At 72.2% G+C, this 20,071-nt stretch carries 18 protein-coding genes; 13 read left to right on the forward strand and 5 right to left on the reverse strand.

Annotated features, from left to right (window positions below):
• The first annotated feature begins 51 nt into the window (after positions 1–51).
• The gene (locus tag KZX45_RS07695; RefSeq protein WP_248257125.1) at positions 52–942 is read left to right on the forward strand and encodes a mechanosensitive ion channel family protein; all 891 of its coding nucleotides are present in this window, start codon (positions 52–54) and stop codon (positions 940–942) included.
• A 4-nt stretch (positions 943–946) separates the two neighbouring features.
• Here the strand turns inward: KZX45_RS07695 and KZX45_RS07700 are convergent, their stop codons facing one another.
• The 4 genes from KZX45_RS07700 to KZX45_RS07715 form a co-directional block, all read right to left on the reverse strand.
• Positions 947–2,263 (reverse strand): cytochrome P450, encoded by a 1,317-nt coding sequence (locus KZX45_RS07700; RefSeq protein WP_248257126.1) that lies wholly within the window; start codon positions 2,261–2,263, stop codon positions 947–949.
• Positions 2,264–2,326: 63 nt separating this feature from the next.
• Positions 2,327–2,815 (reverse strand): ribose-5-phosphate isomerase, encoded by a 489-nt coding sequence (locus KZX45_RS07705; RefSeq protein WP_248257127.1) that lies wholly within the window; start codon positions 2,813–2,815, stop codon positions 2,327–2,329.
• A 29-nt stretch (positions 2,816–2,844) separates the two neighbouring features.
• Complete coding sequence (locus tag KZX45_RS07710) at positions 2,845–4,569, reverse strand: dihydroxyacetone kinase family protein (RefSeq protein ID WP_248257128.1); 1,725 nt, start codon at positions 4,567–4,569, stop codon at positions 2,845–2,847.
• A 172-nt stretch (positions 4,570–4,741) separates the two neighbouring features.
• On the reverse strand, positions 4,742–5,725 hold the full coding sequence (locus tag KZX45_RS07715) for a sugar phosphate isomerase/epimerase (RefSeq protein WP_248257129.1): 984 nt from the start codon (positions 5,723–5,725) through the stop codon (positions 4,742–4,744).
• Between the two features lie 90 nt (positions 5,726–5,815).
• Between KZX45_RS07715 and KZX45_RS07720 the strand changes: the two genes are divergently transcribed.
• Together KZX45_RS07720 and KZX45_RS07725 are read left to right on the forward strand one after the other, a co-directional pair.
• On the forward strand, positions 5,816–6,523 hold the full coding sequence (locus KZX45_RS07720; RefSeq protein ID WP_248257130.1) for a GntR family transcriptional regulator: 708 nt from the start codon (positions 5,816–5,818) through the stop codon (positions 6,521–6,523).
• Between the two features lie 202 nt (positions 6,524–6,725).
• A complete protein-coding gene (locus tag KZX45_RS07725) occupies positions 6,726–7,739 on the forward strand; it encodes a 4-hydroxythreonine-4-phosphate dehydrogenase PdxA (protein WP_248257131.1) in 1,014 nt (337 codons plus the stop codon).
• Between the two features lie 75 nt (positions 7,740–7,814).
• On the opposite strand, the gene KZX45_RS07730 is transcribed toward KZX45_RS07725, so the two are convergent.
• Complete coding sequence (locus KZX45_RS07730) at positions 7,815–8,576, reverse strand: triose-phosphate isomerase family protein (protein ID WP_248257132.1); 762 nt, start codon at positions 8,574–8,576, stop codon at positions 7,815–7,817.
• A 223-nt stretch (positions 8,577–8,799) separates the two neighbouring features.
• Here KZX45_RS07730 and KZX45_RS07735 point away from each other — a divergent pair, with 223 nt between their 5' ends.
• The 10 genes from KZX45_RS07735 to KZX45_RS07780 all read left to right on the forward strand — a co-directional run bounded on the left by KZX45_RS07735 (position 8,800) and on the right by KZX45_RS07780 (position 20,063).
• Entirely contained in the window at positions 8,800–9,342 is a 543-nt protein-coding gene (locus KZX45_RS07735) for a tripartite tricarboxylate transporter TctB family protein (protein WP_248257133.1), read from the forward strand.
• 12 nt (positions 9,343–9,354) lie between these two features.
• Positions 9,355–10,911 (forward strand): tripartite tricarboxylate transporter permease, encoded by a 1,557-nt coding sequence (locus tag KZX45_RS07740; protein WP_248257134.1) that lies wholly within the window; start codon positions 9,355–9,357, stop codon positions 10,909–10,911.
• A gap of 122 nt (positions 10,912–11,033) precedes the next feature.
• Entirely contained in the window at positions 11,034–12,017 is a 984-nt protein-coding gene (locus KZX45_RS07745; RefSeq protein WP_248257135.1) for a tripartite tricarboxylate transporter substrate binding protein, read from the forward strand.
• A 108-nt stretch (positions 12,018–12,125) separates the two neighbouring features.
• The gene (dinB, locus tag KZX45_RS07750) at positions 12,126–13,382 is read left to right on the forward strand and encodes a DNA polymerase IV (RefSeq protein ID WP_248257136.1); all 1,257 of its coding nucleotides are present in this window, start codon (positions 12,126–12,128) and stop codon (positions 13,380–13,382) included.
• Positions 13,383–13,465: 83 nt separating this feature from the next.
• Positions 13,466–13,918 (forward strand): SRPBCC family protein, encoded by a 453-nt coding sequence (locus KZX45_RS07755; RefSeq protein WP_248257137.1) that lies wholly within the window; start codon positions 13,466–13,468, stop codon positions 13,916–13,918.
• A gap of 79 nt (positions 13,919–13,997) precedes the next feature.
• The gene (locus tag KZX45_RS07760; protein ID WP_248257138.1) at positions 13,998–14,996 is read left to right on the forward strand and encodes an ABC transporter substrate-binding protein; all 999 of its coding nucleotides are present in this window, start codon (positions 13,998–14,000) and stop codon (positions 14,994–14,996) included.
• Between the two features lie 4 nt (positions 14,997–15,000).
• Complete coding sequence (locus KZX45_RS07765) at positions 15,001–15,903, forward strand: ABC transporter permease (protein ID WP_248257139.1); 903 nt, start codon at positions 15,001–15,003, stop codon at positions 15,901–15,903.
• Positions 15,903–16,694, forward strand: a complete 792-nt coding sequence (locus tag KZX45_RS07770) for an ABC transporter ATP-binding protein (RefSeq protein ID WP_248257140.1) — start codon at positions 15,903–15,905, stop codon at positions 16,692–16,694. Before KZX45_RS07765 ends, KZX45_RS07770 begins: the two co-directional genes overlap by 1 nt.
• 58 nt (positions 16,695–16,752) lie before the next feature.
• Positions 16,753–18,042, forward strand: coding sequence for an acetyl-CoA carboxylase biotin carboxylase subunit family protein (locus tag KZX45_RS07775; RefSeq protein WP_248257141.1), 1,290 nt, complete (start codon positions 16,753–16,755; stop codon positions 18,040–18,042).
• The gene (locus KZX45_RS07780) at positions 18,042–20,063 is read left to right on the forward strand and encodes a CocE/NonD family hydrolase (protein WP_248257142.1); all 2,022 of its coding nucleotides are present in this window, start codon (positions 18,042–18,044) and stop codon (positions 20,061–20,063) included. Before KZX45_RS07775 ends, KZX45_RS07780 begins: the two co-directional genes overlap by 1 nt.
• The last annotated feature ends 8 nt before the right edge of the window (positions 20,064–20,071 follow it).

A 20,071-nucleotide genomic window follows, 5' to 3' on the forward strand; every position in this document is an offset into this window, starting at 1 on the left:
TCCCGGGGCGCTCGCCCGGCGGGCCGCGGCGCGGCGATGCATGATGGCCGGGTGAGACCACCGGCGGCCGTCGACTCCTGGGAGCTCCCGCCCGTCGAGCCCGGCCAGCTCGGTGCCGGCGCGCTGGTGATCGTCGGAGGCTGGGTGCTCTCCCGGCTGGTGCGCGCGGTGCTGCGCCGCTACTGGACCTGGCGACGCCGCAGCCCGAGCTTCAGCTCGGTGTTCGCCTCGATGACCGGCTGGGTGGTCCTCGCGCTGGCCGTCGGCGCGGGGCTGACCATCGCCTTCCCCAGCGTCCGGCCCATCAACATCCTGGGCGGGCTCGGCGTGGCGTCGATCGCCGCCGGCATCGCGTTCCAGGCGGTGCTCGGCAACCTCTTCGCCGGGGTGCTGCTGATCAGCCGTGAGCCGTTCCGGTCCGGGGACCAGATCGCGCTGGGTGACGTCCGCGGGACCGTCGACGAGATCAACCTGCGCGAGACGGTCGTGCGCACGTTCGACGGGCGCCGGGTGCTCATCCCCAACAGCGTGATGAGCAGCGGGGTCGTCACGGTGCAGACGGGTTACGAGAAGGTCCGGACGTCGGTCGTGGTCGGCGTCGCCTACGACGCCGACCTCGAGCGCGCTCGCAGCACCGCACTGACGGCGGTGGAGGGCCTGCCGTCCGTGGCGAGGGACCCGGCGCCGCAGGCCCTCATCACCGAGCTCGGCTCCTCCACGATCAACATCGAGCTGCGGTTCTGGTCCGGCGCCCGTCAGCTCGAGACCCTCGAGGCCCAGGACCAGGTGATCGGCGCTGTCGTGCGCGCCTTCAACGAGGCGGAGATCGCCATGCCGGCGGACATCCGTGTCCTCGAGGCCTCCCCCAGCTTCACCGCGGCGCTGGCCGGGCTGGGACGCGGAGACGACGGCGGACGTCGGGAGCGTTCCGCGCCCTCCTAGCTCGCTACGCGGGTCGGGGCTCGGGCACCACCCAGGACCCGTCGCGCGGGCGCAGGGTCAGGAGCGGGTCGGGGACCAGCGGGCGGCCCGGCACCGGCCGGAGCCGCCAGCGCGCCAGGATGACGGCCAGCGTCAGGACACCCTCCGTCCAGGCGAAGGACTCGCCGATGCACTGCCGCGTCCCGCCCCCGAACGGGAAGTACGCGAAGCGCGGCCGGTCCGGCGCGGGGCCGAGGAACCGGTCCGGGTCGAAGGCCTCGGGGTCCGGCCACCAGCGGGCGTCGCGGTGGACCACCCACTGCGGGGCGAGCAGGACCGTGCCGGCCGGGATCTCGACGTCGGCCACCTTGGTGCTCGCCCGGGCCTGGCGCCCCATGGTCCACGCCGGCGGGTAGAGCCGGAGCGCCTCCGCCATCACCGCCCGGGTGAGCGGAAGGCGTTCGAGGTCGTCGACCATCGGCACCCCGCCGTCGCCGCACGCCTCCCGCACCTCCGCGGCGACGCGGTCCTGGACGGAGGGGTGGCCGGCCAGGAGGTGACCGGCGAACGCCAGCGCGCTCGCGGTGGTCTCGTGCCCGGCCAGCAGCATGGTGACCACCTGGTCGCGCGCGTGACGCGGGTCGAAGTCCTCGAGCAGCAGCGAGAGCAGGTCCTCCCGCCCCGGTCCGCCCCGGGCGTGCTCCCCGACCAGCCGGGCGGTGAGGGTGTCCAGCGCCGCGGTGCCCCGGCGGACGCGCCCGCGGGTCGGCGGCAGCCGCACCAGGAGGTCACCCAGCGGCAGCATGAGGACCGGGTACGCCGAGAGCACGTCCCGCACGGCACCGGCCACCAGCTCCACGTCCTCGTCGAGGCGCGTGCCGAACAGCGTCCGGCCCGCCACGGTGAGCGTGGTCCGGACGGTCTGCGCGTGCAGGTCGAGCGGTCGGCCCGGCGTCCAGGAGCCGACGACGGCGACCGCGACGTCGACCATCTCCTCGGCGTACCGCGCCACGCGCTGCCGGCTGAACGCGGTCTGCAGCAGCCGCCGGTCGTGCAGGTGCACGTCGCCCTCGCTCGTGAGCAGCCCGTCGCCGAGCACGGCCCGGGCGCGCCGAAGCACCGGGCTCTTCCCGAAGTCGTGCTGCCGGACGGTGAGCAGCTCGTGGACCGCGTCGGGGTGGGAGAGCAGGACGACGGCGGTGCCGCCGATGCGGAACGCGGCGGCGTCCCCGTGCTCGCGGGCGCACCGGGTGAGAAAACCCAGCCGGTCGCGGCGGAGCTGCAGCGCGTTGCCGACGAGCGGCGACGCGGCTGGTCCGGGCAGATCGGCCACCGTCCGCACGTCCTCACCGTAGCGCGAAGGACGGGCGCCGACTCAGCCCCCCCGGGACCCGCCAGGTCGTCATCAGCGGCCGACGGGCTCGCTGTCGCCGGCCGGCGTCACCGACTCGTACTCGGAGAGGAGCGCGACCTTCTCGGCCGACGCCGAGGACTCGTCGAACCCGTGACCCAGCCACTCCCTGGCGAGCTTGCGCGCCAGCTCGAGCCCGATCACCCGCTGACCGAACGTGAGCACCTGGGCGTTGTTGGACTTGACGAGGCGCTCGACCGAGAAGGAGTCGTGGGCGACCGAGGCCCGGATGCCGGGCACCTTGTTGGCGGCCATCGCCACGCCGATGCCGGTGCCGCAGACCAGCAGCGCCCGGTCGGCCCGCCCCTCGGCGATCGTGCGGCCGGCGGCGACCCCGACGTGCGGGTAGGCGGTGTGCTCGTCGGCGCCGACGCCGACGTCGATGACCTCGTCGACGCGCTCGTCAGCCTCGAGGTCCCGCTTGAGGGCCTCCTTGTAGTCGAAGCCCGCGTCGTCCGAGCCGACGACGATCCTCAGTCCCATGGTGTTCTCCCTCGTTCGTTGGTTCCTGGTCAGTTCTCGAGCAGTCCGGACTCGGCGACCGCCGACATGAGCAGGGCGAACGACGTCGCGCCCGGGTCCGGGGTGCCCACGGACTTCTCGCCGAGCACGCGCGAGCGGCCGCGCCGTGCCTGGATCTCCGCGGTGGCGCGGGCAGCGTGGGAGGCCGCCTCGGCGGCCTGCGCCCACGCCCGTGGCAGCGGGTCGCCCGAGGCGAACCGCTCGGTCAGCACGGTGGTGAAGGGCACGAGTGCGTCGACCATGGTCTTGTCGCCCGGTTCCGCACCGCCGAGCCGCTGGACCGCCTGCCCGCCCTGCTCGACCGCACGGACGATGTCCGCCGACGCGGCCGGGGCGTCGTCGGAGAGCGCGGCGCCGGCGGCCGTGAGAGCACCGCCCCACAGGGCGCCGGACGTCCCGCCCGCCGCCTCCGACCAGGCCTCACCCGCCCGGACGAGCAGGGTCCGCGCGCCGGCGCCCCGCGCGAGCGCGTCCGACGCGGCGCGCCAGGCTCCCGTGGTCCCGTAGCTCATGCCCTGCCCGTGGTCGCCGTCACCGGCGATCGCGTCCAGGCGGCCGAGCTCCGGCTCCGCGGCGACGGCCGTCGCCCTGAGGACCTCGAGGACGTCCGTGATCGCCTGCGCGAGCTCGCGCGACTCCGCGGAGGCCTCGGGGATCGGTTCGGCGGCGACGGCGTCGGCCGTCACCTCGCGCCGCCCGCGCTCCTGCACCGCTCCGCGGCGGTAGGCGATCGTGTCGACCGGAGCGACCCAGAGCTCCTCGAGCTCGGGGTCGAGGAAGGTGACGGTCAAGGACAGCCCGGCCATGTCGAGGGACGACATGAGCTCGCCGACCTCAGGCAGCACCGGGGTGAGGCCGGCGTCCTCGAGTCGCTGCGCGACGCGCCCGTAGACGACGTAGAGCTCCTCGTTCTTCACCGTGCCGAGGCCGTTGAGGATCACGACGGCGCGTCCCTCGTACCCGTCTCGCCCGCGCGGCGGTTCCTCGGCGAGCACGCCGTCGACGAGCAGGTCCGCCACCTCGGCCGCGGTGCCCATCGGCACGTCGCGCACGCCCGGTTCGCCGTGGACGCCGAGCCCGACGCTCATCACGCCCGCAGGCACCCTGAACAGCGGCTCCGCGGCGCCGGGGAGCGTGCAGCCGTTGAACGCGACACCGAGGGAGCGCGTCCGGTCGTTGGCCCGGCGGGCGAGCCGCTCCACCGCGTCGAGGTCGTCGCCCCGCTCGGCGGCCGCGCCGGTGACCTTGAGGACGACGAGGTCGCCGGTCACCCCGCGCCGGTCCCGGTGGTTCTCCGGCGTGTTGGAGGCGACGTCGTCGGAGACCGCCAGCGTGCGCACGTCCAGCCCCTCGGCGCGGAGGCGCTCGGCGGCCTGGCCGAAGTGCAGGACGTCGCCGGCGTAGTTGCCGTACAGGAGCAGCACGCCGCCGCCGTTGTCGGCCGCGCGGACGACGGAGTACACCTGGGAGGCCGACGGCGACGCGAAGACGTTGCCGCAGGCGGCGCCGTGCGCCAGGCCAGGCCCCACCCACCCGGCGAAGGCCGGGTAGTGGCCCGAGCCGCCGCCGACGACGACGGACACGGATCCGCGCGGGCTGTCCGTCGACCGCACGACACCGCCGTGAACGCGCTGGACGTGACCGGGGTGGGCCAGCGCCATGCCCGCCAGCGCTTCGTCCGAGAACTGCTTGGGGTCGTTGTAGAGGCGGGTCATCGAAGATCTCCTAGCTCCGTCGCATCGAAGTCGTACAGCATGCATCCTATTGGATATTGGCAGACAAGTAGGTCAGTGGTGTGCGGTTGACGAGGGGGTGTTGGCAGGCTGTGGACCCAGTGGGGTTGTCGACCGTGGCGTTCCCGACGTCGGCGGTCACGCCACCTGGCGATCACGCCACGGTGGCGGGCTCCACGTCCGGCGTGACCGTCCCCGAGCGCAGCGTCAGCTTGGCCGCGAGGATGGTGCGCAGGTAGTCCCGGTTCCTGGCGGCCACGGACAGCCCGTCGCCCCCGTAGTGCTCGACGCAGAACGTCCCGGCGAAGCCGGCGTCGAGCGCCATGTCGACGACCGCCCGGTAGTTGATGAAGCCGAGCTCGAGCGGGGCGGGCGCGCTGAAGTAGGCCCCGGTCGCGACGTCGAGGTCGCGGTAGTAGTTCTTCACGTGCATGTAGTTGGTGTACGGCAACATCTTCTCGAACTGCGTGCGCCAGTCCTCGACCGGCCGGTGGAGGCGGACGAGGTTGCCGACGTCGGGGTTGAGGCCGACGTTCTCCAGCCCGATGTCCGTGACCATGCGCACGCACGAGTCCGCGGTGCCCAGGTAGGTGTCCTCGTACATCTCGAGGGAGAGTGCCACCCCGCGCTCGGCCGCGTACGCGCCCAGCTCGCGGAACGTCGACACGGCGTGGCGGTACACCTCTGGGTCCTCGGGGTCGGCGGCCCCCGGCTCGTGCCAGAACCACATGGCGGCCTGCTGGTCAGCCGTGAGCGCCTGGTGCAGGCCGAGGCAGACGGTGTCCACCCCGAGCGCGACCGCCGCGTCGATCGTGCGGTACGAGTACGCGACGTTGGCCTCGGCGGCAGCGGCGTCGTGGTCGATGATCGAGCGGCGCGAGACCGAGATCGCGCTGACGCCCAGACCCTCCTGGAGCAGCAGCCGCCGGAGCGCGTCCAGGCGCGGGGCCGCCAGGTCCCCGACCGGGAGCCACGTGTCGGTGAGGTCGACGTGGTCGAAGCCTGCGAGCCGGACCTCGCGGAGAACGCCGGCCCACGCCGCGTCGTCGGCCATGGTCGTGCTTGTGCCGTCCGGCAGCGTGCCGGGATACTGCAGCAGCGCGGCGCCGATGGGCCACGTCTCAGATGTCCAGGACAACGGTGTCTCCTTCGCAGGCTCTCCAGAGATCCTGGAGCATATAGGATGTTGGTGAGAGTACTACATGATCGATCTCGATAGGGGCTACGCATGGTGACTCGCACGACGCATCTGACCCGGAAGGTGCTGAGGGACGACGTCCACGACGCCCTGCTGGAGATGCTCATGACACAGCAGCTCGCCCCGGGGCAGTCCCTGAGCATCGACTCGCTGGCCCGCCAGCTGGGCGTCTCGCCGACGCCGGTGCGCGAGGCGCTGGTGGAGCTCGAGCACACCGGTCTCGTCACGCGCGCCGCCCTCAAGGGCTACACGGTCACGTCCCCGCTCTCCGCGCGGCAGATGGCCGAGCTGATCGACGCGCGGCAGGTGATCGAGCTCGCCGCGGTGGAGCGCGCCGTGCGGGCCGCCGGCATCGTGGAGACGCTCAAGGGCGTCCACGCGGACCACGAGGCGGTGATCCGGCGCTACGGCCTCGACGGGCCGGCCGGGGTCCGCGAGGCCTCCCAGGATCAGATCCTGGAGTACTTCCGGGCGGACTGGGCGTTCCACGAGGCGATCATCCGGTCGTGCGGGAACCGCTTCATCCAGCAGATGGCGTCCATCCTGGGCGCGAACGTCCACCGGATGCGCCAGACCATGGACGTGGGCCTGACCGACGCCATGGACGCCCTCCACGAGCACGCCGAGATCGTGGCGGCGTTCGAGAGCGGCGACCCGGCCACCGCCGTCGAGGCGATGCGCAGGCACCTCGACCTGGTCTCCGGGCGGGCGCAGGCGGAGGCCGCAACACCGGAGTAGCGTTGGACATAGATCCAACATCCAATAGGATCGCTCCATGCCCTCGGAGCACCCGAGGGCGGTCGGCTCGACGGGGAGCGCGTGGTCCCGCGGCACGGCTCGTGCGGGCGTCCGACGCGGCCGCCTCGTCGCGAGCGGCTGAGCCCGCCTCGCGGGCAGCCACGGCGTGCTCCCCGGGCACGTCACTACTACGAGGAGAACCATGACCATGACCGATGCGACCCGCCCCCGGCTCGCGCTCACGCTGGGCGACCTCTCAGGGGTCGGTCCCGAGCTGGCGATGAAGCTGCTCGCCGTGGAGGAGAACCGGGAGAAGGCGGAGATCTACCTGCTCGCCTCCCAGGCCGAGGTGGACCGGTTCGCCGCGGAGGTGGGCGTGCAGGTGCCGACGGCGACCGTCCCGGGGCCGGGCACGGTCACGCTCGTCGGCTCGAAGCTGGCCGACCGCCCGGTCGAGCGGGGCGTCGCGTCCACCGCCGGCGGCGCCAGGGTGCTCCAGGACCTGCTCGACTGCCTCGAGCTGTACAAGCGGGGCAAGGTCGACTCGATCATGTTCCTCTCGCTCAACAAGTCCGCGCTGCACGACGCCGGCATGCACGAGGAGGACGAGCTCCGGTGGTTCGCCAAGGAGCTGGACCACGACGGCGTGACGTCGGAGCTCAACTTCGTCCCCGGCCTCACGACCTCCCGGGTGACGTCCCACTGCGCGATCAAGGAGGTCCCGGAGCGCATCAGCGCGCGCTCCGTGCTCGACGCGATCCGCCTGCTCAACGACGTCGTCAGCGCGAACGGCGTCGAGCGGCCCCGGCTCGCGGTGTGCGCGCTGAACCCGCACGCGGGGGAGAGCGGCCAGTTCGGACGCGAGGAGATCGACCACATCGCACCCGGCGTCCGGCTGGCGCAGGTCGAGGGCATCGACGCGCGGGGGCCGTACCCCTGCGACACCATCTTCATCGCGGCGCGCGACGGGGAGTACGACGGCGTCGTGACGATGTACCACGACCAGGGGCAGATCGCGATGAAGCTCATGGGCTTCGACCAAGGGGTGACCGTCCAGGGCGGCCTGCCCGTGCCGATCGCGACGCCGGCGCACGGCACCGCCTACGGGATCGTCGGGCAGAACAAGGCAAACCTGGGCCCTACGCAGCGGGCGTTCGACATCGCGGTGCAGCTCGGTCGCCGGACGCTGCAGGAGCGTGTTCCCGCGTCCGTCTGACGGGGGACGCCAGGGGCCGGCCGACGGGCCGGCCCCTCCGGCGCGCCCGGGACCGCGGGGGAGGTCCGCGCCCGCTCAGGCGCGGCCGTCGCCCGCCCTGGCGGCCGCCTCGTCGATCACCTGGGCCAACGCCGCGGGGTCGTGGGCGAAGCGTCCGAGGAAGAGGCCGTCGACGGCGTCGCCGAGCTCGGTGAGCAGGCCGGGGCCCGCCGAGCCGCCGTAGACGAGCGTGGTCTCGCGCCCCGCTGCGGCAAGGTCCGCCCGGATCATGGCGCAGACGGCGCGGACGTGGTCGGCCGGTGCGGGCTCGGCCGCACCGATCGCCCAGTACGGCTCGTAGGCGATCCACACCTCGGAGCTGGCGGTGACCTCGGCGAGGGCCCGCTCCACCTGGCGGACGCACTCACGGGCGGCGGCCTCCGGCGTCGTGCGCCCCGCCTCGCCGACGCACAGCAGCGGGGTGAGGCCGTTGCGCACGGCCGCCGCCGTCTTGGCGGCCACCATGGCATCGTCCTCGCCGAAGATCGTGCGCCGTTCGGCATGGCCGATCTCCACGCAGGAGCAGCCCAGTGCCGCGAGGTCCGCGCCGGAGACCTCGCCGGTGAAGGCGCCCCGATCGGCGGGGCAGAGGTCCTGCGCGCCGACGAGCGCCGCCGTGGACGACAGGGCCTCGCACGCCGCCGACAGGGTAAGAAAGTCCGGCAGCACCGCCAGGCGCACGTCACCGGCGGCGACTGCGGTGCGGCCGGCCAGGTCCCGCACGGCGTCGAGGTACTCCAGGGAGCGCGCACGGTCGAAGTACATCTTCAGGCTCACTGCCACGAGCGGTCTGTTCATCAGATCCTCCGGGATCGGGGGGACGGCGGGCGGAGTGCGGCGCCCGGGCCCCCGGTCGAGGCCGCCGGGAAGGGCGCCGCGCGATTCGATTGCGCCAGGGCTCCGTGAGGTGGCACACTCCCTCCTGTAATAGATCCTATGGGATCGATGCTGTAGTGATGGTCGAGCATGGTGGCTCGCTTGCAAGGAGGCAACCGTCGATGAAGAAGCACAGGGGTAGGTCGTGAACGTCAGCGGCGCGAGACTCGCCACTGGGCCCTGGGTGATGCGGCTGGTGCTGCTCGCCCTCGGCGTCGCCGCGCTGGTCGGCGGCTCCAGCTACGGCCTGCGGACCGCCGAAGGGCTCGTCGGCGCCGGTCTGATGCCCGCCCTCGCCGGGTTCGTCATGGTCGTCGCGTCCCTGTGGGACGGCGCCAGGGCGTTGCGCGACGCGCGCGCCGCGGTCGCCGTCGACGCGGAGGCGGCCGCCGTGCCGGAAGCGGCCGACGAGGCGGGCGAGCTCGACGTCTTCGGCCGCAGGGCCGGGCAGCGCAACCGCGCCGTGCTCATGGTCTTCGCCGTGATCCTGCTGGCCGTGCTCCTCTCCCACGTCGTGGGCCTGCTCCTCGCGCTGACCGCCATGGTCGTCGTGCTGCTGGGCGTGGTGGAGAAGATGCCGTGGTGGGTGGCGCTCGTCGGTGGCGCCGCCGCCTTCCTCTTCGGGTACCTGGTGTTCGGCGTGGCGCTCAACGTGCCGCTGCCCACCGGGATGCTCGGCCTGGTCTGAGAGAGAAGACAGATGCTCGAGAACATCGCCCTGGGATTTCAGACCTCGCTGACCCCCGAGAACCTGCTCTGGTGCTTCATCGGTGTGGTCCTCGGGACCGTCATCGGCATGCTGCCGGGCCTCGGCGCCACCACCGGCGTCGCCATCCTGCTGCCGCTGACGCTCAGCATGGAGCCGGTCACGGCGCTCATCATGCTCGCCGGGATCTACTACGGCTGCCAGTACGGCGGCACGATCGCAGCGGTGCTGATCGCGACGCCTGGTGACGCCAACGCCGTCGCCACGGTGGTCGACGGCTATGCGCTCGCCCGCAAGGGGCAGGCCGGCAAGGCGCTCGCGATCGCCGCCATCGGCTCCTTCGTGGCAGCGATCCTCTCGCTCGTCCTCCTCATGCTGATCGCGGCCCCGATCGCCACCTTCGCGCTCCGGTTCGGTCCGGCCGAGATGCTGGCGATCATGATCATGGGCCTGCTCACGATCATCTCCTTCTCCGGCGACAACCTGGCGAAGGGCCTGATCATGGCGGGGCTGGGCATCCTGCTCTCCACCGTCGGGATGTCCTCGGGCTTCGCGGAGTCCCGGTTCACCTTCGGCAGCGTCAACCTGCTCGGCGGCATCGACTTCGTCGTCGTCATGATCGGCGTCTTCGCGATCGGCGAGGTCGTCAGCCAGATCGGCACCGGCGGCGTCGAGCCCATCCGCACCCGCATGCGCGACATGGTGATCCGGTTCAGCGACGTCAAGGCCTCGTTCTCCGCGATCCTGCGCGGGAGCGGCATCGGCTTCGCGCTCGGCACCCTGCCCGGGGCCGGCTCGACGCTGGCCGCCCTCGTCGGCTACGGCGTCGAGAAGCAGGTGAGCCCGAACCGCAAGGAGTTCGGCAAGGGTGCGATCCAGGGAGTGGCCGCCGCGGAGTCGGCGAACAACGCCGCCGCGAACGCGAACTTCATCCCCACCCTCGCGCTCGGCGTCCCCGGCGGCACGACGACGGCCGTCCTCCTCGGCGCCTTCGTCATGTACGGCGTCCAGCCCGGACCGCTGCTGTTCGAGAACCAGCCCGGCCTGGTCTGGGGCCTGCTGACGTCGTTCTTCATCGGCAACGTCATCCTGCTGGTGCTCAACCTGCCGCTCGCGCCCGCCTTCGCGCAGGTGCTGCGCATGCGCTACACGTACCTGTACCCGGCGATCATCTTCTTCAGCATGATGGGCGCGTTCGCGGTCCAGAACAACCTGTTCGCCCTCCCCGTGCTGCTGGCGGCGGGCGTCGGCGGCTTCTTCATGAAGAAGTTCGACTACCCGACGGCGCCGCTGATTCTCGGCCTCGTCCTCGGCCCGATGGTCGAGAAGGCGCTCGTGCAGACCTCGTCCTTCGCGAACGGCGATCTCACGGTGATCTTCACCGAGCCGCTCTCCCTGGCGATCCTCGTCGCGACGGCGCTGATCATGCTCGTGCCGACGGTCGCCAAGCGCATCGCGGGCCGCGGCGGGCCCGTCCCGGCCGGTCCGGCCCCCGCCGGGCCCGCCACCACCTCCGACGACGTCCCGGTCAGGACCGGCGCCGAGGAGTGACCCCCAGTCCGGAGGCCCGCACGGTCTCTCCGGTTCGCACGACCCCTCGTCCCCGGCGTCCCGCCGCGGACGGGACCCACCCCCGTCTCGCAACGAAGTTCGGTCAAGGAGGACTTATCACCATGTCTGTTCGCAGAGCAGCAGGAATCGTCGCAGGGCTCGGAGCCGCGGCTCTGACGCTGGGCGCATGCTCCGGCGGGAGCTCGTCGGCCGGCGAGGGCGCCGGCGCCGAGAGCTTCGACCCGGGCGACCGGCTCACCATGATCGTGCCGATGGGCCCGGGCGGGGGCTCCGACCTCTCCGGCCGGTCGATCGCGTCCGGTCTCGAGGAGGTCACCGAGAAGACGATCTCGGTGGAGAACCAGGAGGGCGGCGGCGGCGCCGTCGGCTACGCGAACTTCCTGGGGCTGGAGGGCGACCCGTCCTACCTGCTGGCCACGGAGACCGCCCTCGTCAACCTCGCGCTGACGGAGGACGTGCCGTTCAGCTGGGAGTCGTTCACGCCGATCATGAAGGTCGGCCAGGACTCCACCATCATGGTGGTCCCCGCCGGCGCCTCGTACGGCACCTGCACCGACGTCGTCGACGCCGCCCGGGCGGGCGACGTCAAGGTCTCCGTCTCCGGCGGTGTCACGGGCAACGACGCCATCCAGTTCGGCCTCATCGAGAAGGACCAGGACGTCGCCTTCCAGCGCGTGCCCTACGAGTCGGGCGGCGAGGCGATCGCCGCCGTGCTCGGCGGCCACGTCGACGTCGCACTGACCAACCCGGGAGAGGTCATCGGGCAGCTCGAGTCCGGCGACCTCAAGGCTCTCTGCGTGATCGCCGAGGAGCGCTACGAGTACGAGGACCTCGCCGACATCCCGACGACCGTGGAGCAGGGCATCGACGTCACGTTCTCCCAGTACCGCGGCATCATCGCTCCGGGCGGCATCGCCGACGAGGCCAAGGAGTACTGGATCGAGGCCAGCAAGGAGTACGTCGAGACCGAGTCCTTCAAGGAGTACATGTCGGCCAACTTCATGCAGGCCGACCCGCTCTTCGGCGACGACTTCGTCTCCTACCTGGAGCAGTACGAGGCCGACCTGGCGGCCGGCCTCGAGTAGGCAGCACCGCGGACGGCGGGGTGGTGGCGCGCAGCCACCACCCCGCCCTCGTTCGTACCCGCGGCGCCGACCTGTTCATCGAACGGGCGTTCGACTACGCTGGGTGACATGTCCGGCGGGCCGACCATCCTGCACGCCGACCTCGACGCGTTCTACGCGTCGGTCGAGCAGCTGCTGGACCCGTCGCTGCGTGGCCGGCCCGTCGCGGTCGGGGGCAGCGCAGGTGGCGGCGTGGTCCTCGCGGCGTCCTACGAGGCCAAGGCGCACGGCGTGCAGGGCGGCATGCCCGGCTGGCGCGCGGCCCGGCTGTGCCCCGACCTGCTCTTCGTCCGCGGCCACTTCGGCCGCTACCAGGAGCTCGCGGACCGCGTGATGGCGGTCCTCGGCGACTTCACGCCGGCGGTCCAGCGCATCTCGATCGACGAGGCGTTCCTCGACGTCTCCGGCTCCACGCACCTCTTCGGCGCCCCGGGGGCGATCGGTGCCAGCATCCGCCACCGCGTGCGCGCCGAGGTCGGGCTGCCGATCTCGGTCGGCGCCGCGAGCACCAAGCACCTCGCGAAGATCGCCTCTCAGGTCGCGAAGCCCGACGGGCTGGTCGTGGTCGAGCCCGGGCGCGAGCGGGAGTTCCTCGACCCGCTCCCCGTCGGCCTGATGTGGGGCGTGGGCCCGGTGACCGAGCAACGGCTGGCCGACCGTGGCATCCGCACCATCGGCGAGCTCGTCCAGGAGCCCGGCCACACCCTCGAGAAGCTCCTCGGCAGGGCGACCGGCTCCACCCTCCACGCGCTCGCCCTCAACGAGGACCCCAGGAAGGTCACCCGCACCGCCCGGGCGGGCTCGGTCGGAGCCCAGTCGGCCCTCGGGCGCCGCACGCCGACGCCGGAGCTCGTCCGGTCCGTGCTCGGGCACCTGGCCGAGCGGGTCGCCGGCCGGCTCCGGACGAAGGACAGGGCCGGCCGCACGATCACCGTCCGGGTGCGCTTCGCCGGGATGCGGTCGGTGACGCGATCGCGCACCCTGCCCGGACCGGTGTCGGCGACCCTCACGCTCACCGAGATGGCCGAGGCGCTCGTCTGGCAGGCGATCCGCGACCAGACCGAGACGCCCGAGATCACGCTGCTCGCCGTCTCCGTGTCGAACCTGACCCGTCAGGCGGCCGTCCAGCTCGAGCTGCCGCTCCAGCCGGAGGACCCGTGGCGGCCCGGCTCGCCCACGGGGTCGGCCAGGTGGGCGCTCGACCGGTCGATGGACGCCGCGCGCGCCCGGTTCGGCCGGGACGCGGTCGGCTACCTGCCGGCCACCATGCGCCGCCCGGGCGGGGTGCCCGACGACTTCCGGGAGCTTGCCGAACGCGATCTCTGACCGGGACGATGATCGAGCGGCTGACCAGCTCGCAGGCTCGCCGTCCGGGAGCATGACAGGGAGGGGACGTCGTGGGTGTCGACGTGACCACGAAGATCGTGATCGCCCGACGGCCCGAGGTCGTCGCGGCCTACGCCGCCGACCCGGACAAGGCACCGCAGTGGTACCGGAACATCACGTCCGTCACGTGGCGCACGCCGCCGCCGCTGGCGGTCGGCTCCCAGGTCGACTTCGTCGCACGGTTCCTCGGCCGCACGCTGGCCTACACCTACGGCGTCGTCGAGAACGTGCCGCACACCCGGCTCGTCATGCGCACGGCCCCTGGGTCGTCGTTCCCGATGGAGACCACCTACACCTGGCGGGCGCTCGGCGACGACCGGACGGAGATGAGCCTGCGCAACCGGGGAGGTCCGTCCGGCCGGCTCGTCGCGCGGGTCATGGCAGCGGCGATGCGTCGGGCCAACCGATCGGACCTCGCCCGGCTCCGGCGCATCCTCGAGACGCGCGAGAAGCCCCCCGAACGTGCCAGTCCCTGACACGTGCTCGCCCGGATGGCGGACCACCGTCTACCCTGCCCAGCACACGGCACCCCTCCGCCGAAAGGACCAGACCATCATGAAGCGCCCCGTGCGTCTCCTCGGCGCCCTCGCGGCGTCGGCCCTTCTCCTCGCCGGGTGCGGCTCGGGCGGCGGCGACGCCGACCCCGCCGCGGACGGCACCGGCGCCGCGGCCGGCGAGACCGTCGAGATCGGCATCACCCAGATCGTCTCCCACGCCTCCCTCGACGCCGCCCGTGAGGGCTTCAAGCGCGCTCTGGAGGAGAACGGGATCGACGCGAACTACGACGAGCAGAACGCGCAGGGCGACCAGACCACCGCGACCTCGATCGCCAACACCTTCGCCTCGGACGGCAAGGACCTGGTGCTCGCCATCGCGACGCCGACGGCGCAGGCCGCGGCGCAGGCGATCACGGACATCCCGGTCCTGTTCACCGCCGTCACCGAGCCCGCCGAGGCCGGCCTCGTCGACAGCTGGGAGGCGCCCGGGGGCAACCTCACCGGCACCTCGGACCTCAACCCGGTCCGCGAGCAGCTCGAGCTGCTCGCGGAGATCGCGCCGGACGCGAGGACGGTGGGCATCGTCTACAGCTCCGGCGAGGTCAACTCCCAGGTGCAGGTCGATCTCGCGAAGGAGGCGGCCGCGGAGCTGGGTCTGACGATCGAGGAGGCCACCGTCAGCACCTCCGCCGAGGTGCAGCAGGCGGCCCAGTCCCTCGAGGTTGACGCGTTCTACGTGCCCACGGACAACGCCGTCGTCAATGCCCTGGAGTCGGTCATCGCCGTCGCCGAGCAGCGTCAGATCCCGATGGTCGTCGGGGAGTCCGACAGCGTCGAGCGGGGCGGCCTCGCCACCTACGGCATCGACTACGACAAGCTCGGCTACCAGACCGGCCTCATGGCGGTGAGGATCCTCCAGGAGGGGGCCGACCCGGCCGAGATGCCGGTGGAGACGCTCGACGAGCTCACCCTCGTCGTCAACCAGGGCGCCGCCGAGCGCATGGGCGTGGAGATCCCCCAGACCGTCCTCGACCACGCCGACACGGTCGTCGAGTAGTCCGGTGGTCGTCGCCGTCGAGCTCGGCCTCATCTACGCCGTCATGGCGCTGGGGGTCTACCTCACCTTCCGCATCCTCGACTTCCCCGACCTCACGGTCGACGGGTCATTCACCACGGGCGGTGCGACGGCGGCGACCCTCATCATCTCGGGCACCCCGCCCCTCCTGGCGACGGCGGTGGCGGGGGTGGCGGGTCTCCTCGCCGGCGTCGTCACCGGGCTGCTGCACACCAAGGGCAAGATCAACGGGCTCCTGGCGGGCATCCTCACCCAGATCGGGCTCTACTCGATCAACCTGCGGATCATGGGGAACAAGGCCAACCTGCCCCTGCTCCGCGAGGAGACGTTGTTCACCCCGCTGCGGGACTCGGCGCTGCTCGGCACCCTCGCCGCGGTGGGCATCTTCGCCGTCGGCGCACTCGTCCTCAAGCTGATCCTCGACTGGTTCCTCCACACCGACATCGGTCTGGCGATGCAGGCCACCGGCGACAACGAGGAGATGATCCGCTCGCTCGGCGTCACCACCGACGGCATGAAGGTGCTCGGCCTGGCGCTGTCGAACGGCCTGGTGGCCGTGTGCGGTGCCCTCATCGCGCAGTACCAGGGCTTCTCCGACGTCGGCATGGGCATCGGCCTCATCGTCGCCGGTCTGGCGTCCGTCATCATCGGCCAGGCGATCGTCGGTCAGCGGGTCATCTTCATCGCCACCCTCGCCGTCGTCGTCGGCTCGGTCCTCTACCGCGTCGTCATCCAGCTCGCCCTTCAGGCGGGCCTCGAGGCCAACGACATGAAGCTCGTCTCCGCCGTGCTCGTGGTCTTCGCGCTGGTGCTGCCGCAGTGGTCGGTGCTGCGGCGGTTCCGGCCGGCGCGGCGGCTGCGCGCGGTGACGTCCGGGGCGGAGGCGTGATGCTCGACGTCGACAACGTCACCAAGACCTTCTTCCCCAACAGCGTCAACGAGCGGGTCGCGCTGCGCGATCTCGACCTGCACCTGACGGAGGGCGAGTTCGTCACCGTCATCGGGTCCAACGGGGCCGGGAAGTCGACCCTGCTGAACATCGTCTCCGGCAAGATGCGACCGGAGACGGGCGCCGTGCGGATCGGTGGGCGCGACGTCACCCGCCTCGCCGACTTCCAGCGCGCCCGCTACATCGGCCGGGTCTTCCAGGACCCGATGGCCGGGACCGCCCCTCACATGACCATCGAGGAGAACCTCGCCATCGCGCTCGAGCGCGGCCGACGGCGGGGCCTTCGCCGTGGGGTCACGGGCGCCAAGCGCGACCGCTTCCGCGTCGAGCTGGCCAGCCTCGAGCTCGGGCTGGTGAACCGGCTCAAGGCCAAGGTCGGGCTGCTCTCCGGCGGGCAGCGCCAGGCGCTGTCCCTGCTCATGGCCACCTTCTCCGAGCCGCAGATCCTCCTCCTCGACGAGCACACCGCGGCCCTGGACCCCCAGCGTGCGGCGCTCATCACCAGGCTGACGGCCGAGCTCGTCGAGCGGCACCGCCTGACGACCCTCATGGTCACCCACAACATGGAGCAGGCCCTGAGCATGGGCACGCGGCTCGTGATGATGCACGAGGGCACGATCATCCTCGACGTCGACGACGCCCGGAAGTCCCGGATGACCCCGGCCGACCTGCTGGCCGAGTTCGAGAAGATCAAGGGCGGCGGTCTGGACGACCGCACCCTGCTGCAGTAGGCGGCGGTAGCACCCGTCCGGCCGAGGTGCGACGATCGTCCTCTCCGGAAGGACGCGCATGAGGCGGAACGTCTTCGTGGTGGGTCTCGACGACCTGAACCTGTCGACGCTGCAGGCGCTGCCCGACGTCGAGAGCTACGCCTTCCACCAGCTCCTGACCCGGCCCGAGCTCCAGTCCGGCACGGTCTCGGTGGCCGAGCTGCTGGCCAGGGCCTTCCGCCAGCTGGACGCCTTCGACGGCACGATCGACGCCATCGTCGGGTACTGGGACTTCCCCGTGAGTCTCCTCGTGCCGGTGCTCTGCCGGCGCTACGGCCTGCGCTCCGCGCCCCTGACCGCCGTCATGCGGTGCGAGCACAAGTACTGGAGCCGCCTGGAGCAGCGGAAGGTCGTCGACAACGTCCCCGCCTTCGCCCTGCTCGACCCGGCCGTCACCCGAGCCACGCTGCCGCGCGGGCTCCGCTACCCGGTGTGGGTCAAGCCGGTGAAGTCCGCCAGCTCCGAGGGGGCCAGCTACGCGGCCGACGAGGCGCAGCTGCAGACGGCGGTGGCCCGCGCGCGAGCGACCATGGACCGCATCGGGCCACCGTGGGAGGAGCTCCTCGCCATGGTCGACCTGCCGCCCGAGGTCGCCGCCGCAGGCGCTCGCGCGTGCCTGGTCGAGGAGGCGGTGACCGGGCACCAGTTCACCGTCGAGGGGTACTCCCGGGCCGGCCGGGTGCGGACCTACGGCGTGATCGACTCCCACCGGTACCCGGACTCCTCGAGCTTCCTGCGCTACCAGTACCCGTCCGTGCTCCCCGAGCGGGTCCGCCGCGAGGCCGCCGCGGTGACCGAGAAGGTGATGAGCGCCGTCGGCCTGACGAGCTCGACCTTCAACGTCGAGTACTTCTGGGACCCCGAGTCGGACCGGCTCGCCCTGCTGGAGATCAACACGCGGCACTCGCAGTCCCACGCCATGCTCTTCCGCCTGGTCGACGGCGTCCCCAACCACGCCTGCATGATCGACCTGGCGCTCGGCCGGGAACCGCACCTGCCCAGCGGCGAGGGCCCGTACCGGACGGCCGCGAAGTGGTTCCTGCGGCGGTTCTCGGACGGCGTCGTGCGCCGCGTCCCCACGCCCGCCGAGGTCGCCGCCGTCGAGCGCGCCGTGACGGGGACGACGGTGCGACCCCTCGTCGCCGCCGGGGACCGGCTCTCGCAGGGCGGCGAAGGGGAGGACAGCTACAGCTACGTCCTCGCCGAGATCTACACCGCCGGCGACGACGAGGCGGCTCTGACGGCGAGGTACGCCGCGTGCGTCGACGCGCTGAGGTTCGAGATCGACGACGTCGACGGAGGGTCCTGATGCGCACGGTCTCGTCGCTGCCCTACCAGGTCCAGGAGGTCGAGCACCTCTGGATCACGATGTCCGACGGCACCCGGCTCGCCGCCCGGCTCTGGCTCCCGGTCTCCGCCGTCGCCGAGCCGGTCCCGGGCGTGCTGGAGCTGATCCCGTACCGCAAGCGTGACCTCACGGCGCAGCGCGACTCCGTCCACCACCCGTACATCGCGGGCCACGGCTACGCGTGCGTGCGGGTGGACCTGCGCGGCAGCGGCGACTCCGAGGGCGTGCTCATGGACGAGTACCTCGAGCAGGAGCTGCAGGACGCCGAGGAGGTGCTCGCGTGGATGGCCGTGCAGCCCTGGTGCGACGGCACCACCGCGATGATGGGCATCTCCTGGGGCGGGTTCAACGCCCTGCAGGTCGCCGCTCGCCGGCCACCGAGCCTGGGCGCGATCGTCACTGTGTGCTCGACGGACGACCGCTACACCGACGACGTGCACTACATGGGCGGGTGCCTGCTCAGCGACAACCTCTCCTGGGCCTCGACGATGTTCGCCTACAACTCCTGTCCGCCCGACCCCGCCGTCGTGGGCGCGCGGTGGCGCGAGATGTGGCTGGAACGGCTCGAGCGCAGCGGGCTGTGGCTGGAGGAGTGGCTGCGTCACCAACGCCGCGACGACTACTGGAGGCACGGGTCGGTGGGCGAGGAGTTCTCCGCGATCCGGTGCCCGGTGTTCGCCGTCAGCGGGTGGGCGGACGGGTACTCCAACGCGGTGTTCCGGCTGCTGCGCGGGCTCGACGTGCCCACCCGCGGGCTCGTCGGCCCGTGGAGCCACAAGTACCCGCACCTGGGCCAGCCCGGCCCGGCCATCGGTTTCCTCCAGGAGGTCGTCGCCTGGTGGGACCGGTGGCTCAAGGGCAAGGACGACGGTGCCGACCCGCCGGCCCTGACCATCTGGATGCAGGACTCGGTCCGTCCCTCGACCACCTACGCCGACCGCCCCGGCAGGTGGGTGGGGGAGCCGAGCTGGCCCAGCCCGCGGATCGTCGAGACCCGGTTCCCGCTCGGGCGTCACCGGATCGCCGCGCCGGACCGGCCCGAGCCGAGCCCGGTGCTGAGCGTCCAGTCCCCGCTCTGGGTCGGCCACTTCGCGGGCAAGTGGTGCTCCTACAACGCACCCCCGGACATGCCGTACGACCAGCGTGAGGAGGACGGCGGGTCGATGGTCTTCGACAGCGACCTGCTGCCCGAGCGGCTGGAGGTGCTCGGCGCCCCGAGGGTCGAGCTCACCCTCGCGGCCGACCGCCCGGTCGCGATGGTGGTGGCCCGGCTGTCCGACGTCGCACCGGACGGCGAGGCCACGCGGGTCAGCTACGGCGTCCGGAACCTCACCCACCACGCCGGCTCGGAGGACCCGCAGCTGCTCGAGCCGGGGGAGCGGTACACCGTCGCCGTCCAGCTCAACGGCATGGCGCAGTCGTTCCCCGCCGGGCACCGGCTACGCCTGTCCCTCTCGACGACGTACTGGCCGGTGGTCTGGCCGTCCCCCGAGCCGGTGCGGCTCACCGTCTTCCCGGAGGAGAGCCACCTGGTGCTCCCGGTGCGCCCGGTGGGCGTCGACGACGGCGAGCCCGCCCCCGTGTTCGGCGAGCCCGAGGGCACGCCGCCGATCTCGGTGACCCAGCTCCGGCCGGGCGAGCACGACTGGACCGTCACCCGCAACATGGTGGACCTCTCCGGAGCGCTCGACGTGCTCAAGGACCTCGGGGTGGTTCGCTTCGACGCCATCGACCTCGCGGTCACGCGACGCGCGCACGAGCGATACACGTTCGTCGGGCGTGACTTCTGCTCGGTGCGCGGCGAGACGGACTGGGCCATGGGCTTCGAGCGCGGGGACTGGCAGGTGCGCACCCGGACGCGGACGGTGCTGACCTCGACCGCCACCGACTTCCACCTGATCGCCGAGCTGGACGCCTACGAGGGCGAGGTGCGCGTGGCGTCGAAGACCTGGCGCACGACCATCCCGCGGGACTTCCTCTAGCGGCGCGA

The sequence above is a fragment of the Georgenia sp. EYE_87 genome (assembly GCF_023148685.1).
GTDB lineage: Bacteria > Actinomycetota > Actinomycetes > Actinomycetales > Actinomycetaceae > Georgenia.